Here is a 16,929-nt window from a genome sequence, read left to right on the forward strand (position 1 = left end):
AGCGGCATGAACATCAGCATCTTCTGCATCATCGGATCCGGCGGCGGCGGATTCAGTTTCTGCTGGAAGAACATGGACGCACCCATGATCACCGGCAGGATGAAATAGGGATCCGGTGATGACAGATCCTGGATCCACAACATCCAGGGCGCGTGACGCAGCTCGGCGGATTCCAGCAGCACCCAGTACAGGGCGATGAAGACCGGAATCTGAATCAGGATGGGTAGACAACCGGCAGCGGGATTGACTTTCTCCCGCTTGTAGAGCTCCATCATGGCCTGGTTCATCTTTTGCTTGTCATCCGCATAGCGTTCGCGAATGGTCTGCAGTCTCGGTTGCAGCTTGCGCATCCGGGCGATGGAGCGACCGCTGGTCTCGGACAGCTTGTAGAATGCCAGCTTGATCAGGAAGGTGAGCAGGATGATGGCCCAACCCCAGTTGCCCACCACCTTGTGAATCCAGTTAAGGGCAATGAACAGCGGCTGGGAGATGATCCACATGATGCCGTAGTCAACGACCCGTTCAAGGTTCGGGGCAGCGGGGCGCAGCTCACTCTGGATTTTGGGGCCGAGATAAAGGGTCTGTTCGAAAACGACCGCGTCCCCGGCCTGGAGATTGCGGGCACGCTGGTCCGCCATGCCAATGAGATAGCGATCCTGACCTCGATGACGAGTGTAATAGCGGACGCCCTGATCGGGACTGGAGGGAATCATGGCGGCGACGAAATAATGTTCCACCATCGCCGCCCAACCACCTTGCACATCCAGACGCAGGTCCTGATCGGCGAGATCGGAGAAGCTCAGGCGCTCATAGCGCTCGCTGTCGTGATAGGCCGGCCCATTGTGGGAGAAGGTCGAGGGATTGAACATGGAGCGGGAAATATCGGGATCGGTCCGTTCGATCTGCAGATAACTGCCACCCCGCCAGTCGTTCTCGCCACGGTTCTCGAGACGCTGCTCCAGCTTGACCTGATAGCTGTTGGGAAGAAAGTAGAAGGTGCGGGTCAGATGCAGGCCGTCTTCGCCCTCCCAGACCAGGCGAACGGCACGACCGTCGCTTTCGGTTTCATCGACCCGCTCACGGTCGCTGTTGATGGCCCAGGTTTCCTCGTGGGTGAACTCGATTCGACGGGGAATGCTGGTGGAGTCGCCGGCAGCGATCAGACCCGGTTGCACCACGAACAGGCGGTCAGGACGATTGTCCAGCAGGCGGATCGGGTCGTCACGATCCAGGTCCTCACGATAATCCAGCAGGTCCAATCGGCTGAGCTCACCACCAATGGTCTGGATGGCAGCACGGAGGCGCGGGGTTTCGAGGGTGATCTCTTCACCGCCGGGGCGCTCGGGGACGGTCTCCAGGGTCGGCGCGTCGGCTGGATCATCATCCGGACGCGGAGCGTCGGGTTCATCGTCGGGCCGGGGTACGGCATCGTCGTCCAGGGACTCATCCAGGGTGAGTTCCTCGGCCGCTTCCGGGGCGTCGGCGTGCGGTTCGGCGAAATACTGGTTCCACTCCATCCAGGTCCAGAAGGAGAGGGCCACCAGGGCGAGGATGAGGAAGAAACGCTGATTATCCATGATGATGATGTTTACAACTTCCAGGAACGGGGTCGAAACCACCTTCATTAAAAGGGTGGCAGCGCAGAACACGGCGCAGGCTCAGCCAGGCACCACGGAGGGCGCCGTGGGTCTGGAGCGCCTCCATTGCATACTCGGAACAACTGGGGTGAAAACGGCAGCATTGGCCGAACAAGGGGCTGATCAACAGCCGATAGGCCTTTACGAGGAAGAGGAGGAAGAATCGCATCGCTTCATCAGCCGCTGCCAGTGACGATCCAGGCTCTCAAAGAGCGTTCGGTTATCGGCCCGGCTGGCCTCCGGCCGGCTCATCACCACCAGATCAAATCCGGCCAATGTTGACTGCCGGTGCCGAAAGCTTTCTCGGGCCAAGCGCTTGAGCCGGTTTCGCTCAACAGCCGAGCCGGCATTCCGGCGGGAGATGGCCATTCCCAGGCGGGCTTGCGGCAAACCATTGGCGCAAGCCAATATCGTGAAAAAGCGGTCTTTCGACCGCTTTCCCTGGCGGAAGACCCGCCGAAAATCCTCTGCCTTGGTCAGACGCGCATCAGGCGGGTACGCCGCCGCGGCCTGCACGTGCGCCAAAGCGGGCTTACGGGGTCAGTCGGGCACGGCCCTTGGCACGCCGGGCCTTGAGCACTTTCCGCCCGCCCTTGGTGGCCATGCGGGCACGAAAACCGTGAGTGCGCTTGCGGCGCAGGTTGCTGGGCTGGAAGGTTCTCTTCATGACGCTTGATCCGTGTGTTGCCGGGCCCCGGTAAGCGGTGGCTCCAGGGACGCAAAAGGTAAGCCGCGAAATATACCCATTTCAGCGTTTCCGGTCAACCCTGAGAGGCTGTGGATAACAGGCTGCGAGAAGTATAGACTGCGGGATTTCCGGCCGTGCTGGCCGAGCCCTGCATTCCCCCGACATTCGCATTGGAGTATTCGGTGAGCGACTCGCTTTGGCAACGCTGTCTGGACCGCCTGGGTCGAGACCTCAGCGAACAGGAACTGAACACCTGGATCAGACCGCTGCAGGTGGTTGAATCGCGGCACAGACTGCGCCTGCTGGCGCCCAATCGCTTTGTCCGGGACTGGGTTCGTGACCAGTTCCTGACCCTGATCGAGGATGCGGTCGGTGAGCTGAGCGGGGACAGCCAGGCCCCACAGGTGAACCTTGAAGTCGGAAGCGCCGGCGTTCGGCCGCGACGGCAGAAAGCGGAAGAGAGCTCGGATCAGCGACCGAAGGCAGCGGAAGTAGTGATCGGCAGCAGGCTGGTGGCGGATCACACCTTTGAAAATTTTGTCGAGGGCAAGTCGAATCAGCTCGCTCGCGCCGCCGCCCGTCAGGTGGCGGAGAACCCCGGCCAGGCCTATAACCCGCTGTTCATCTATGGCGGGGTGGGGTTGGGCAAGACCCATCTGATGCATGCGGTGGGCAATCGTCTGCTGGAGCAGAATCCGCGCGCCCGGATTGCCTATGTCCATTCGGAGCGCTTCGTCGGCGACATGGTCAAGGCACTCCAGCACAACACGATCAACGACTTTAAGCGGCTCTATCGTGGCCTTGACGCCCTGATGATCGACGATATCCAGTTTTTTGCCGGCAAGGAACGATCCCAGGAAGAGTTTTTTCATACTTTCAATGCCTTGCTGGAAGGCCAGCAGCAAGTGATTCTCACCTGTGACCGCTATCCCAAGGAAGTCAACGGCCTGGAAGAACGGCTCAAGAGCCGCTTTGGCTGGGGGCTTACGGTGGCGATCGAGCCGCCGGAGCTGGAAACCAGCGTGGCGATCCTGTTTCGAAAGGCGGCCCAGGACGGCGTCGATCTGCCGGATGAGGTTGCCTTCTTCATTGCCCAGCGAATCCGCTCGAATGTTCGAGAGCTGGAAGGCGCCTTGCGGCGGGTGATTGCCAACAGTCGTTTCACCGGCCAGCCCATTACCCTGGATTTCACGAAAGAGGCCCTGCGGGATTTGCTGGCGCTGCACGAAAAACTGGTGACCATCGACAATATCCAGAAAACCGTGGCCAATTATTACAAGATGGGCATCAAGGATTTGCTGGGGAAACGGCGGAGTCGGTCCATCACCCGGCCGCGCCAGGTTGCCATGGCGCTGTCGAAGGAGCTGACCAACCATAGCCTTCCGGAAATTGGTGAAGAATTCGGCGGCCGTGATCACACCACGGTCCTGCATGCCTGCCGCAAGGTAAAGGAGCTGCGGGAGAGTGATGCGCGGATCAACGACGACTATCAAAACCTGTTGAGAACATTGACGAGTTAGTGTGGGTAGGCTGTGGATAAAACGGGGTTCCGAGATTCATCCCATTTTATCCACAGCCTGTCCCCGCTCTGTGCCGACTCTATACAACGGTGGAATTGCGTGGATATGGACGGCAAGAGATTGAAATAAAAAGGAAAAATAATTCAGTCCACAGAGTTGTGGTTCGCTAGTAACAACAACAGGTTTATTTATTCACTTAAATAATTAATTATCATCACGGTGGACAAAACAGGGTGGAGCCATGAAATTCGAACTGAATCGCGATCAATTGCTCAAGCCAGTCCAGGCCGTCAGCGGGGTCGTGGAAAGACGGCAGACGATGCCGGTGTTGGCCAATATTCAGATCGCCGCGGAAGGAGACCGCTTGACCTTCACCGGTACTGACCTTGAAGTGGAGATGGTCGCGTCCGGTGAGGGGCGTGTGGAGAGCGGCGGCGAGGTTACCGTGCCGGGTCGCAAGCTGCTCGATATCTGCAAGGCGCTTCCGGAAGGGGCAGAGATTGTGGCGGAGCTCAAGGGTGAGCGGATGACACTGCGCTCCGGGAAAAGCCGCTTTACCCTGTCGACGTTGCCGGCGGCGGAGTTCCCGGTGGTGGAAGATATCCAGGTCCAGCGCCGCTTCGAAATCCCTCAGGCCATGTTGCGGGAGTTGGTGGAGAACACCCAGTTCTCCATGGCACAGCAGGATGTGCGGTATTACCTCAATGGGCTCCTGCTTGAAGTCAGTGACAATCGGCTGCGGGCAGTGGCGACCGATGGCCACCGCCTCGCCCTGTGCGAACGCGAAGTCACCCTGTCGGATGTCGGCACCCATCAGGTGATCGTGCCGCGGAAAGGGGTACTGGAATTGCAGAAACTGCTGTCCGATGAGGACACGCCCGTGGAAGTGGCACTGGGCGCCAACCATCTGCAAGTCCGGGTGGAAGGGCTGCAGTTTACGTCCAAGCTTATCGATGGTCGCTTTCCCGACTACGAGCGGGTTATTCCGCGGACCGGGGAGAAAGTGGTTGAGGCAGACCGACTTCGGCTGCGGGAATCGCTTCAGCGGGCGTCGATCCTGTCGAATGAAAAGTATCGCGGGGTGAGACTGGAATTGGTCCCCAACGCGCTGAAGATTCAGGCTCACAATCCGGAACAGGAAGAAGCGGAAGAAGAAGTCGAAGTGGGTTTTGACGGGGAAGGCATGGAGATCGGCTTCAATGTCAATTACCTGTTGGATGCCCTATCGGCCCTGGACTGCGAGACGGTCCGGATGGACTTGATTGATTCCAACAACAGCTGCTTGATTCGGGATCCGGGCCGTGAGGATTGCAAGTATGTGGTCATGCCGATGCGACTGTGACGGTCGGAGTGTCGTGACCCGATGTCACTGAAGCGGCTGCGGCTTAGGGATTTTCGCTGTTTCGAGGCCTTGGACTGGTCCCCGGGACATAGCTGGAATCTGATTAGTGGTGAGAACGCCTCGGGCAAGACGAGCTTGCTCGAGGCGATTTTTTTTCTGGGCCGCGGCCGCTCTTTCCGAACGGCCCAGGTGGACCGTATGGTCCGAAGCGGCGCGGATTGTTTTGATCTTGTGGGTGACATCCAGGGGCAGCGTGCCCATCGTCTCGGGGTGAGAAGAGGGCGTGGGCAAGGGCGGTGGCGCCTGGATGGAGAGGATCTTCGTCGGATGGCGGAGATTGCCAGCTTGTTTCCGGTGCTGGCGGTCGATACCGGGGCCCAGGTGATGATCGAAGGGGGACCGGAGAATCGTCGACGGTTTCTCGATTGGGGATTGTTCCACGTGGAACCGGCGTTCCTTCCGATCTGGCGGCGGTATCGTCAGGCGGTGGCGCAACGCAATGGGGCATTGCGCACGGGCGTCGATGACCGAAGTCTTTCGAGCTGGGATCAGGCCGTCGCGGAGAGCGGCGAGGCATTGGATCGCTATCGGCGGGAGCAGGTCGGAAATCTCGCGGGTCAGTTCTCCGTGATGGCGAGTGCGGGTCTGAATGTTGCCGAGGTCGGCCTGGATTATCAGCCGGGTTGGCGCAAGGGCTTGTCGCTGGCAGAGGCCCTGATGCGGAATCGAGAGGCGGATCGCCGGATGGGGCATACGCTGTCGGGGCCGCATCGGGCTGAGCTGGTGGTGTCGGTTGAGGGGCGACCGGCGCGGGAGCGGGTCTCTCGGGGGCAGCAGAAGATGTTGGCGGCGGCGTTGCTGTTGTCGGGAGCCGCGCTGTTCGAGACGGTGAGGGATCGGGGGGTGGTTGTTCTTTTGGATGACCTGCCGTCGGAGCTTGATCGTGACCACGCGAGCCGCCTGGGCGAACTCCTGGGTTCGCTGACCGGGCAGATCTTTGTGACCGGCATCGAGGGCTCCCGTCTTCAGGCATTTGCTCCCGCCGAGAGTCAGTTGTTCCACGTGGAACAGGGCCGGCTCAGACAGTAGTGGCTATATCGATGGTTCCACGTGGAACCATTCCTTTGTTTTTTTCACCCCATCACAGAAGCCCCCGCCGGCTACTTGCCTTGTCCACCTGGAAACCCCCATCAGAAGCTGCCGCGAAGGCCCCACACTGGTATACTGGGACCCTTGAATTCCGCTGATGCACCAGGTCACTTTCATGGCAGACGCTCAGACTTACGATTCCAGTAATATCAAGGTCCTCAAGGGCCTCGAAGCCGTTCGCAAACGGCCGGGGATGTACATCGGCGACACCGACGATGGCACCGGCCTGCACCACATGGTGTTCGAGGTGGTGGACAACTCCATCGACGAGGCACTTGCCGGTCACTGCAGCGAGATCGTGGTCGAGATCCACGCCGATGAATCGGTGACCGTCCGCGATGATGGTCGCGGCATTCCCGTGGACTGGCACGAAGCGGAAGGCCGGCCGGCCGCTGAGGTAATCATGACCGTCCTGCATGCCGGCGGTAAATTTGACGACAACTCCTACAAGGTTTCCGGCGGGTTGCATGGGGTCGGCGTTTCGGTGGTGAACGCACTATCGGAAAGCCTCTCCCTGCGCATTTATCGCGACGGCCGGGTCTGGGAGCAAAGCTACCGGGAAGGGGAGCCCCTGGCTGAACTGACGGATGCCGGTCCCACCGAGCGCACGGGTACCGAAATCCGCTTCAAACCCAGCGCCGAGATCTTCACCGATATCGAATTCCACCACGACCTGCTCGCCAAACGGCTAAGGGAACTCAGTTTCCTCAACAGCGGGGTGCGCATCGTCTTGCGCGACGAGCGCAGCGAAAAAGAAGATGTCTTCGAGTACCAGGGCGGGATCAGGGCCTTTGTCGAGCACCTGAATCGGAACAAGACTCCCCTTCATGACCAGGTTTTCTATTTTACCGCCGAGCGTGACGACATCACGGTGGAGCTGGCCATGCAGTGGAATGATTCCTTCCAGGAAAATGTGTTCTGCTTCACCAATACCATTCCTCAGCGGGATGGTGGCACCCATCTGGCCGGTTTTCGCGCTGCCCTGACCCGGACACTGAACGGCTATATCGATTCGGAAGGCCTGGCCAAGCGGGAAAAGGTGGGCACCACCGGTGATGATGCCCGAGAAGGCCTGACTGCCGTGCTGTCGGTCAAACTGCCTGATCCCAAGTTCTCCTCCCAGACCAAGGACAAATTGGTGTCCTCCGATGTCAAAGGGGTGGTCGAGAGCCTGATGGCCGAGCATCTTCATGATTTCCTGCTCGAGTACCCGCAACAGGCCAAGGCCATATGCGGCAAGGTCATTGACGCGGCGCGGGCCCGTGAGGCCGCGCGCAAGGCGCGAGAAATGACCCGGCGCAAGGGGGCCCTGGATGTGGCCGGCCTGCCGGGCAAGCTGGCGGATTGTCAGGAGCGAGACCCCTCCCGCTCGGAGATCTTCATTGTTGAGGGTGATTCGGCCGGCGGTTCCGCCAAGCAGGGCCGCGACCGCCGCACCCAGGCCATTCTGCCTCTCAAGGGCAAGATCCTGAATGTGGAAAAGGCCCGTTTTGACAAGATGCTGTCCTCGGTCGAGGTCGGCACACTGATTACCGCTTTGGGCTGTGGCATCGGCAAGGAAGAGTTTGACCCGGACAAGCTGCGCTACCACCGCATCATCATCATGACCGATGCCGATGTGGACGGCAGCCATATTCGTACCCTGCTGCTGACCTTCTTCTACCGCCAGATGCCGGAATTGATTGAACGCGGTCACGTCTACATCGCCCAACCCCCGCTCTACAAGATCAAGCGTGGCAAGCAGGAGGTCTATCTCAAGGACGACGCCGAGCTGGATGCCTATCTGCTGCGGACGGCTCTGGAAAAGGCCGAGCTCCATGTCAGCGCTGATGCGCCGGCGATCAGTGAGGAAGCCCTCGCTGAACTGGCCAGCGCCTACATGGATGTCCACACCCTGATCCACCGACGGGCCCGGCGTTACGATGAAAATGTCCTCCGCCGACTGGTCTATCTGCCGAGCATCACGCCCGACAGATTCCGCGATGCTGCCTGGATGGAAACCTGGCGGGGCCAGCTGGAGGCCGCTATTCAGCAGGGTGAGGAGGGCAGCCGCTACCGCATTGAACTGGCCCATGAAGCCGATAGCGGTGAGGTCAGCGCTATTCGGGTTCTGCGGACTCACCACGGCATCACTTCTGAGAAGACCATCCAGCCTGAGTTCTTCGAGTCCGCCGACTATCAGGCAATCGCCAACCTGGGCGAACGCATGCAGGGGCTGCTGGAGCCCGGTGCCTTTGTCGCCCGGGGTGAACGCCGCAGGGAGATCAGCGACTTTTCCGAGGCCATCGAGTGGTTGCTGGAGGAGTCCAAGCGCGGTCAGCAGATCCAGCGCTACAAGGGTCTCGGGGAAATGAACCCGGATCAGCTCTGGGAGACCACCATGGACGAAAACAATCGTCGCATGCTCCAGGTTCAGATCGAGGATGCGGTGGCCGCCGATGAGATCTTCACCACGCTCATGGGTGACCATGTCGAGCCGCGCCGCGATTTCATCGAGAAACACGCCCTGGATGTGGCCAATCTGGATATCTGACGCCGGCGCCTGTGTCGCGACAAAGCCGCCCCCCGGGGCGGCTTTTTTTATATGCCTGGAGCAGTCGCTGTGAAACAAAATAATATACGAAGTTGGGCGTCTTCCTGGCTTGGCCCAAGCCTTCCCCGAAAGCCCACCGAAGACAGCGTGCTGCCGGCGTCAAAATGACCCCCCTTTCCACCCGCGTCACTGATCGTCGGCCCGGCCCATCAGCGCAAAAAAAAAGGCCGCCCCGGCGGAGCGGCCTTTCCCTCTGATTACCTCAAAACGCTGGATCAGTCGTCAACCCGCTTGCCGAGAATGATCTCCCGGAACTTGGGCGGATTGTCGGAATACTTGATCTCGCCCGATTTCAGGCGAGCGATGTACTCCTTGTAGGCCTTCATTGCCTTCCAGCCGAGGATGAGGATGATGGGCACGTTCACCCACAGCATCGCCCCGGTACCAAAGGCCGTGAAGTTATTGAGTTCCTCATCGGTGCGAATGAGGCCCAGGGTGGCGACCACGATCAGGGCGCAGAAGATCAGGCGATAGGCCATTACCGCACGCTCGCCAAACAGGAAGACCACGCCCTGCTCCCCGTAATAGCTCCAGGTAATCATGGTCGACAGGGCAAACAGCCAGACCGCCAACAGCACCATCCAGAACCCGTACCCTGGAATTGCACTGTCAAAAGCCATGGCCGTGAGCGTGGCGCCGGGATAATTCACATACAGGCCGCCATCGGTGTGCTGGGGTGGGCTGTCGGTCTCCAGGCTCCGCCAGCTGCTCACCCAGAACTCACCGTCACGCTCTTCAACCTCACCCATCAGGCGGTGGCGGTTATTGCCGCGACGCTCGCTGTGATCGGCCTCGACCACCACAAACACATCCTCGCCGCCCCGCAATTCCACATCACCCTGGATCTCGGGGACCCTGATCGGCTCAAGGCTCCAGCGCGGTGCCTCGCCCTCGGCGGCCACCATCACGAACTCCGGTTCGGGATCGAACTGCATTTGAGCATCCCGATTCCAGATCCCCGTGGACAGGATGACCAGGGCAGTGATGGTGCAGACCACGATGGTATCGATGAATGGGCCCATGGCACCCACCAGGCCTTCGCGGACCGGTTCCTTGGTTCGGGCAGCGGCGTAGGCGATCGGCGCCGAGCCCTGACCCGCCTCCGAAGAGAAGAAGGCCCGCTGCATGCCGATCAGCACCGCCATGCCGACACTGCCCCCGATAAAGGCATTGACGGCCTCGTGGGGCGAGAAGGCGTGAACCACGATCATCCGCAGCAAGCCGGGGATGTCGACGAAATTCATGCCCAGGACGATGAAGCCGGAAATCAGGTAAACCACCACCATGATGGGTACCAGGTTGGCGGCCACCGCGCCGATCCGTTTCACGCCCCCGATGATTACCAGGCCCACCAGGGTGGCCAGGATGAGGCCGGTAATCCAGGTGGGAACACCAAACTGGGCATTGGTGATTTCCGCCACATTGAAGGCCTGGAACATATTGCCGCCGGTGGTGGTGGAAATCAGCAGGGTGATACAGAACAGCGCGCCGATGGTTTTACCGAGCCAGGCCCAGTTGGGCTTCCAGTCGGCCACTGCGCGGGAAACCACCCACATGGGACCGCCGTGGGGATTGTCCGGATCATCCATATTGCGGTAGAGCATGGACAGGACCACCTCGGTGAGCTTGATGCCCATGCCGACGATGCCGATGACCCACATCCAGAAGATCGCGCCAGGACCGCCCAGCGTGACCGCCAGTGCCACACCGGCAATATTGCCGAGACCCACTGTGGCGGAAAGCACGGCTGAGAGTGCCTGGAAATGGCTGAGTGCGCCTTTCTCGTCGCGGTCATCGTAGCGACCGGAGAGCACGGCCGGGCCGTGTGTCAGTGCCCGATACTGGGAAAAACCACTCCAGACGGTGTAGAGAATACCAGTGGCCAGCAGCGTGAAGAGCACATAGTCGTGCCACATCACGTCACCGATGCTGGCCATGACTGCATTGAAGGTTTCCATTATGACCCCCGCAGGTCGGATGAGCGGGCCCCGCAGGCACCCGCGTGATTGACTTCAACAGGGCCCGGGACAGGCACGGGCCGATTCATGACAGCGCAACATGATGGCGACAACTGGCCGCCCTCGCAAGTTGCGGAGACACAACAGGCCCAAACCGCACTTGTTTTGGGCTACGAACACCATGAATATCATCGTGAGCATGACGCGCGGCAAAATCGATTGCACAAAAAAGCCGGGCGCTTGGCCCGGCTTATCAACTGCAACGATGGCGCTCGGAATCAGCGTTCCACAATCGCCGTCACGCCCATACCACCCGCCGTGCACACAGACAGCAGCACCCGGCCACTGCCCTTTTCCTTCAGCAACTTGGCGGCACTGGCAAGCACCCGTGCCCCGGTCGCTGCGAAAGGATGGCCCAGGGCGACGCTGCCACCCTTGACGTTGAGCTTGCTACGGTCGATCTCGCCCAGGGGCTGATCCAGACCCAACTTGTCCTTGCAGAACTCGGCCGATTCCCAGGCCTTGAGGGTACAAAGCGTCTGGGCGGCGAATGCCTCGTGGATCTCGTAATAGTCAAAATCCTGCAGGCTGAGACCATTGCGCGCCAACAGCCGGGGCACGGCCAGGGCGGGCGCCATCAATAGCCCTTCACCCTTGACGAAATCCAGTGCGGCCACTTCCACATCCTTGAGATAGGCCATTGGCTCCATCCCCTGTTCCTTGGCCCAGTCCTCGGAGGCCAACAGAACCGCCGCCGCCCCATCGGTCAGGGGTGTCGAGTTGGCCGCGGTCAGCGTTCCCTTGCCAGACTTGCGATCGAAGGCCGGCTTCAGAGTCGCCATCTTCTCCAAGGAGCTGTCCGGGCGGACGTTATTGTCCCGGTCGGCATTGCGGAAGGGAGTGACCAGGTCATCAAAGAAACCTTCTTCCCAGGCCTTGGCCGCCTTCTGGTGGCTTTCCAGCGCCAGCTCATCCTGCTCGCGCTGGCTCAGGCCCCATTCCTGGGCCATCAACTCGCAATGTTCACCCATGCCCTTGCCGGTGCGCGGCTCGCCCACACCCGGGAAGGCAGGTTTCAGATGCCTGGGCCGCAGCTTGAGCAGCGCTTTCAGGCGCTGTCCACCGCTGCGGGCAAAGCGCATCTCCATCAGAATCCGGCGATAATCGTCTCTGACCGTCACCGGCACATCGCTGGCGGTGTCGGTACCGGCGGCAATCCCCGCTTCGATCTGACCGGCCGCAATCTTAAGCCCAATCAGGTTGGCTGCTTCCAGGCTGGTCCCGCAGGCCCGCGTGACGTCGAAACCGGGCGTTTCCGGATCCAGGTCCGTGCCCAGAACCGTTTCACGCGCCAGGTTCCAGTCCCGGGAGTGCTTCAGGACCGCGCCCAGACTGACGTCGCCCAGGCGAACGCCCTTGAGACTACAACGCTCAACCAGGCCCTGGACGGCCGCCGTGGCCATCTCCTGATTGCTGGCACTGGCGTAATGGGTTCCAACGCGACAGAAGGGGATACGGTTCGCCCCCAGGATCGCGACTCGACGCATGGGCTTGTCGCTCATGACTCAACCTCCGGCTGGCAGATAGGGAAAGGTAATGATGCCCGGATGATGCCACAGCCAAGGCCATTGAGTCGAACGCTTGTTTGAAACGAGGGCCACGCGCGGTCAGCGGGGCCCGGGCCGCCCGTCCCTCACGGGCGACCCGGGACAATCATCGCAGGCTCAACTCAGCGAATCCGGGTCGCGGTATAGGTCGGAGACTGAAAGGCCGTCTGCCGTTCCAGATTGACGTCAAACTCGAATCGCTGGCGCAGCAACACCGGACGAGGCTCGGCATCCTCTGACCATTCAAAGCGCCACTGCCGGAGCGCGGCCTGGACCGCCTCATCGAAGATCCCTTCGGGATCGGCGTTTAGAACCGAGCCGCGCCGAATCATTCCATCCTCGTCCACCACGAAAGCGACCTCCACTTCCGCAGGGCCCGGCTGACGATAGGCGGCCATGGGAATCTGGGGCATGACATGGCGACTCAGGACCAGTGCTGCAATGTCCTCCTCACTCGCGGCCCGACCGCGATCAGATTCCTGCAGCGGATCCAGACCACCATGTAGCAGGACGTGGTAGGCACCCAGTCCAATGGTGTCGCGAATCCGCACGGTCCGCGGCTCCACATCATCCCGCCACTGGAACCGGGAGTGCCGGAAGACCTCGCGAGCACTCTGGATATAACGGCCCGCATTATCCGAATCAACAACCTCAAAGGCTTGAAGACGACCGTTCTCATCCACGACCGCTTCAAAGACGACATAGCTCGGCGCGTCGAGGCCACCGTGATTGCTGGAATACTGCACCACCCCCCGGTCAACACCTTGGAACAAGGCATCCGGCTCCTCGATCAGAGGCAATGCTCGCTGGGATTCCGAGATCATCGGTGTTGGCGTTGTACTGCACTGCCAGGACAGCAGCGCACACAGCAACACGGACATGGTCGTAAGCAAACGAGACATGCTTTCCCCCTCCTTGAAGTTCCGTTTCCGGACAATCAGGCGCTCGTCCTCGCCATGATGGCAGCCAGGAAGCCGCACCAGGCAAGTCATCGAGTGAGCCGATGTCCCCACGAAGGAGCGAATCCGCTTCGTTTGAGTCTGCCTAGCCTCGGACTTTATCCACCGCTCTGTCAGACAAGATCAATGGATTCGCTCGGCATCGATTTTTACAGAGTTCCCTTGGGCTCACAAGCCCAATCTTCGCCCGATTGAGGATCCCTTTTTGGTCGGCATCTTCCTCAGACCAACAGGTAGCTCAGCAGGAGTACCGTCATTCCCACCAGGATCGCTGCGCCAATCGCGACCAACGCTGGCCGCCCGCCTTGACTGCGCAACACCGAGACCCGCACACCGAGCCCCAGTGCCGCCATTGCCATGATGAAGAGAAAAGCGCTGAGATGAGCGGCAAGTGACAGCAGTGCCTGCCAGTTTTCCAGCCAGGCGCCCTCAAGCCACAGGTCGCCGGCCGAGCGGACCATGACCATGAGCAGGAACAGCCCGATGAAAAGCGGCGGTTTCGGCAGGCGGCCCGGGCCGTCTCCCGGTTTGCTCGCCAGCATCACTACCAGGGGAATCACCGCCACCATGGACAGATTGCGGAGCAGCTTGCTGACGGTTGCCGCCTCCACGGTCCCCTCCGTCTGGAAGATATTCTCGTGGAAGGCCGCCGCACCCATTACCTGGGCGGTGTCGTGGATGGCACCGCCCAGGGCCAGACCGACCCGGAGGCTATCGCCCAGCAACCACTGGAACAAGGGTGGATAGACCAATGTTGCCGCGAGCCCGAACATCGCTACGCAAGCGATCGCATAGGCAATCTCATCGGCACGCGCTCGCAAGGCCGGTGCCGTTGCCCCAATGGCGGACGCACCACAGATCGCGGTGCCCACGCCAAGCAAGGCCGTCAGCCGGCCGCTGACGCCCAGGATTCGTCCGAGAAGGGCGCTCACGCCGAGACCCACGATGATGGCCCCTAGCACCACGGGCAGCGCTGCCATCCCCGTGGTTGCAAGTTCCGCCAGACTCAGCCTTAGTCCAATCAACACCACCGCCAGCTTCAATAGCGGACCGGCTGCCAAGGCAATGCCACTGCTCCACGTTGGTCGCTGTTGGGCCACGGGGGCGAGCGCCATCCCGGCCAGGATGCCAAGCAGGATCGGGCTGAGCGGCAACCAGGGCAGGCTGGTGCCAAGGATGGCGGTTAACAGCGAAGCCAGCAAGGCGATTGCGAACAGCGGCAGCAGACCCGGCAAACTGGGGGGGAGGGAAACAGACATGATCAAGGCAACCTGGCGACAAAAATTGGCAGCCTATGATAGCGGGACACGCCCGAGGATTCAGGGCGTGGAGTCCTTTGCTGCGTCCCAGCAAAAAGCCCCTGAACCGGAATAACGGCCCAGGGGCGAATTCCGGCTTCTCCAGGGAAATACCCTAGACCCCGGTCTTATCCGAGATTTCCGTCAGTCGCTCGTGAATCTTGAACAGAATAAGCATCAGTTCACAGTAGATCCGCCAGACCAGCAGACCCACGACAATCGCCACCAGTCCTCCCAATACGCTTTGGCTGGTGGCAAACAGGCCACCAAGGACAATGCCGATTACGCCAATCCAGAAGATAATCTGGATAAAGGCAGGGGTTATCATTTTTCGAAAGGTGAGATATTCCTGCATGCAGCCTCCCTAAAGAGCTGACCAAATCATTGTTGAGCGTTTCTGAGCCCGTGCGGCCCATGAGAGATAAGATAGACCACAATCGCCACGCTTGCCGCCCGAGCATTCCTGGGCAGTGCATCGGTCGTTTACACTGCGGCACTAATGGAGTAGAGAACGACGTGAAACGCCAAACACCCACCAGCCAGCCCGGGGCCTCCGATCGGCCCCTTCCTGGACCGCGACTGTTCCTGTTGGGCAGCCTGACGATTCTGCTCGGCCTGCTGGCAAATGACGCCCTTCATGCAGAGGAGCCTCGCCAGGCACGCTGGGTGCTTGAGTTGGGAACCGCTGATTTCCATGCGGTACTCCCCGAGGATGGCGACTGCCCGGATCTGACCGATGGTGAACCCCTCCTGCGTTGCCATCGGCCCCTGAGTTTCAATGGTGATCGGGGTGGCAGCTGGGCCATTGGCGTGGATGTACCACTGATTGCCACTCCCGGTCAGGGCAGTTGGCACCTGGGCGTTCGCCTGGGTCGGCACGGCCCGGCCAATCTCGACGGCGAAATGCCCGACGCCGTCGGCGGCAGGTTGCAGGGACGCCTTGGCAGTGACTACGCACTTCTCCAGCTGCAGAGGGAATTTCCTCGCATCGCCGGCGGTCTTGGTTTTAATATGAATGCTGGCGTCGGCGTTGCCCGCGTGGCTGTACGCGACCTGCAACGTCTTCGAGCAGACCAGCGTTGGCAGGCTGAAGGTGGTGATCGTAGTGGTTATCTATTACGGCTCGGCCTTGGCGTGGACTGGCGCTTCGAAAGTGGTAACACCGTGGGGCTGCTCTGGCAGCATGACGCCCTGGATGGTTACGCAAGCGATTCTGGCGAGGGTCGCTTTTTCGACGGCGAGGACTGGCAGCCACAGTCCTTTGCCGCCGTGCGTGGTGGTTTGGCCCGCCAATCCTTGTCCCTCAAGCTCACCGTCCCTTTTCGCTACTGAATGAGATCCCAATGTATGGCCCGCATGCTGAAAATGCTTCTGCTCCTGCTCACTGGTCTCGCTCTCGTTGCTTGCGCCACGGTGGAGCCGGCGCCCGATGAAGAGGCCGAGCCGGCGACGATGGATGATAGCTGGCACCCCGACCCCATGGCGGAAGCGCGCTATGTCGAGCTGGTGGAGCTGGCACAGCACAGCGCTCGGGATGTGGATTACGCGGAACTCCGTGATGTCTATGTTCGCACCCCCTATTACCAGCCCTATGCCGGCGCCGAGCAGCAGTTCTCCCAGGCCATGTTCGAGGCCCTCGACGATGGCCGCCATCAGCGTGCCCTTGCATTGGCCAGTCGCATTCTCCAGGAGAATTACGTTTCCCTCGATGCCCATTACGTTGCTCGTCAGGTCTATGCAGCCCGCGGTGACCAGCGTCGGCATCAACGCCACGACTACATTCTGCGGGCACTGTTTGCGGCCATCCGCGACAGTGGCAGTGGTGAAAGCCGCCGTGCGGCCTTTCAGGTCATCAGCAGCCGCGAGATTCAAAGCTTTGTCGCCCTCTATGGCTTGAACCTGATCGACAGTGAATTGGAGGCCGACGAGATCGGTACGCATGATCGCGTGACGGCCCGGGACCCTGATTCCAATGAGGAATTCGAGCTCTGGTTCGACATCTCAACCCAATGGCGGCGGGGCTTTGATGGATTCTAGGCCGGTCTCTCGGCATTACTGCTTCGACAGTGGCGCCATAAAGGCTATGCTTGGGTCATGGAGCCGGGCTCGAGCAGCCCCGCAATAAGAGATTGTTGCCAGGCAGGGACGCCCGCGATTCCTTGATCGGAAGCGGGCGTT

The 16,929-nt window shown here is 60.5% G+C and carries 15 protein-coding genes; 6 read left to right on the forward strand and 9 right to left on the reverse strand.

Annotated features, from left to right (window positions below; all coding sequences use genetic code 11):
• The 4 genes from yidC to rpmH form a co-directional block, all read right to left on the reverse strand.
• Window positions 1-1,625: membrane protein insertase YidC (gene yidC / locus ACJWXQ_RS11330; RefSeq protein ID WP_406672836.1), on the reverse strand; the 1,625-nt coding region annotated here is incomplete at its 3' end.
• Window positions 1,570-1,806 (reverse strand): membrane protein insertion efficiency factor YidD, encoded by a 237-nt coding sequence (gene yidD, locus ACJWXQ_RS11335; protein ID WP_346050642.1) that lies wholly within the window; start codon window positions 1,804-1,806, stop codon window positions 1,570-1,572. The genes yidC and yidD, both read right to left, overlap by 56 nt.
• A complete protein-coding gene (rnpA, locus tag ACJWXQ_RS11340) occupies window positions 1,779-2,153 on the reverse strand; it encodes a ribonuclease P protein component (protein ID WP_406672841.1) in 375 nt (124 codons plus the stop codon). Before rnpA ends, yidD begins: the two co-directional genes overlap by 28 nt.
• A gap of 16 nt (window positions 2,154-2,169) precedes the next feature.
• Window positions 2,170-2,304, reverse strand: coding sequence for a 50S ribosomal protein L34 (rpmH, locus tag ACJWXQ_RS11345; protein WP_253449863.1), 135 nt, complete (start codon window positions 2,302-2,304; stop codon window positions 2,170-2,172).
• Between the two features lie 203 nt (window positions 2,305-2,507).
• On the opposite strand from rpmH, the gene dnaA reads away from it, so the two are divergent.
• The 4 genes from dnaA to gyrB all read left to right on the forward strand — a co-directional run bounded on the left by dnaA (window position 2,508) and on the right by gyrB (window position 8,869).
• The gene (gene dnaA, locus ACJWXQ_RS11350; protein ID WP_346050641.1) at window positions 2,508-3,845 is read left to right on the forward strand and encodes a chromosomal replication initiator protein DnaA; all 1,338 of its coding nucleotides are present in this window, start codon (window positions 2,508-2,510) and stop codon (window positions 3,843-3,845) included.
• A gap of 241 nt (window positions 3,846-4,086) precedes the next feature.
• Window positions 4,087-5,187 (forward strand): DNA polymerase III subunit beta, encoded by a 1,101-nt coding sequence (gene dnaN / locus ACJWXQ_RS11355; RefSeq protein WP_346050640.1) that lies wholly within the window; start codon window positions 4,087-4,089, stop codon window positions 5,185-5,187.
• A gap of 21 nt (window positions 5,188-5,208) precedes the next feature.
• Window positions 5,209-6,276, forward strand: a complete 1,068-nt coding sequence (gene recF, locus ACJWXQ_RS11360) for a DNA replication/repair protein RecF (RefSeq protein WP_346050639.1) — start codon at window positions 5,209-5,211, stop codon at window positions 6,274-6,276.
• A 157-nt stretch (window positions 6,277-6,433) separates the two neighbouring features.
• Window positions 6,434-8,869, forward strand: coding sequence for a DNA topoisomerase (ATP-hydrolyzing) subunit B (gene gyrB / locus ACJWXQ_RS11365; protein ID WP_346050638.1), 2,436 nt, complete (start codon window positions 6,434-6,436; stop codon window positions 8,867-8,869).
• Between the two features lie 275 nt (window positions 8,870-9,144).
• On the opposite strand, the gene ACJWXQ_RS11370 is transcribed toward gyrB, so the two are convergent.
• From ACJWXQ_RS11370 to ACJWXQ_RS11390, 5 genes are all read right to left on the reverse strand, one after another.
• A complete protein-coding gene (locus ACJWXQ_RS11370; protein ID WP_346050637.1) occupies window positions 9,145-10,887 on the reverse strand; it encodes an amino acid carrier protein in 1,743 nt (580 codons plus the stop codon).
• A 278-nt stretch (window positions 10,888-11,165) separates the two neighbouring features.
• A complete protein-coding gene (locus ACJWXQ_RS11375) occupies window positions 11,166-12,449 on the reverse strand; it encodes an acetyl-CoA C-acetyltransferase (RefSeq protein ID WP_346050636.1) in 1,284 nt (427 codons plus the stop codon).
• A 167-nt stretch (window positions 12,450-12,616) separates the two neighbouring features.
• On the reverse strand, window positions 12,617-13,396 hold the full coding sequence (locus tag ACJWXQ_RS11380; protein ID WP_346050635.1) for a TonB family protein: 780 nt from the start codon (window positions 13,394-13,396) through the stop codon (window positions 12,617-12,619).
• A gap of 278 nt (window positions 13,397-13,674) precedes the next feature.
• Window positions 13,675-14,712, reverse strand: coding sequence for a putative sulfate exporter family transporter (locus ACJWXQ_RS11385; RefSeq protein ID WP_346050634.1), 1,038 nt, complete (start codon window positions 14,710-14,712; stop codon window positions 13,675-13,677).
• Between the two features lie 154 nt (window positions 14,713-14,866).
• Entirely contained in the window at window positions 14,867-15,106 is a 240-nt protein-coding gene (locus tag ACJWXQ_RS11390; RefSeq protein ID WP_346050633.1) for a DUF4282 domain-containing protein, read from the reverse strand.
• A gap of 161 nt (window positions 15,107-15,267) precedes the next feature.
• Here ACJWXQ_RS11390 and ACJWXQ_RS11395 point away from each other — a divergent pair, with 161 nt between their 5' ends.
• Together ACJWXQ_RS11395 and ACJWXQ_RS11400 are read left to right on the forward strand one after the other, a co-directional pair.
• On the forward strand, window positions 15,268-16,083 hold the full coding sequence (locus tag ACJWXQ_RS11395; protein WP_346050632.1) for a hypothetical protein: 816 nt from the start codon (window positions 15,268-15,270) through the stop codon (window positions 16,081-16,083).
• 15 nt (window positions 16,084-16,098) lie between these two features.
• Window positions 16,099-16,788, forward strand: coding sequence for a DUF4919 domain-containing protein (locus tag ACJWXQ_RS11400; RefSeq protein WP_346050631.1), 690 nt, complete (start codon window positions 16,099-16,101; stop codon window positions 16,786-16,788).
• Window positions 16,789-16,929 lie beyond the last annotated feature (141 nt).

Source organism: Natronospira sp., from assembly GCF_007134575.1.
In the GTDB taxonomy this organism is placed as follows: Bacteria; Pseudomonadota; Gammaproteobacteria; order Natronospirales; family Natronospiraceae; genus Natronospira; species Natronospira elongata.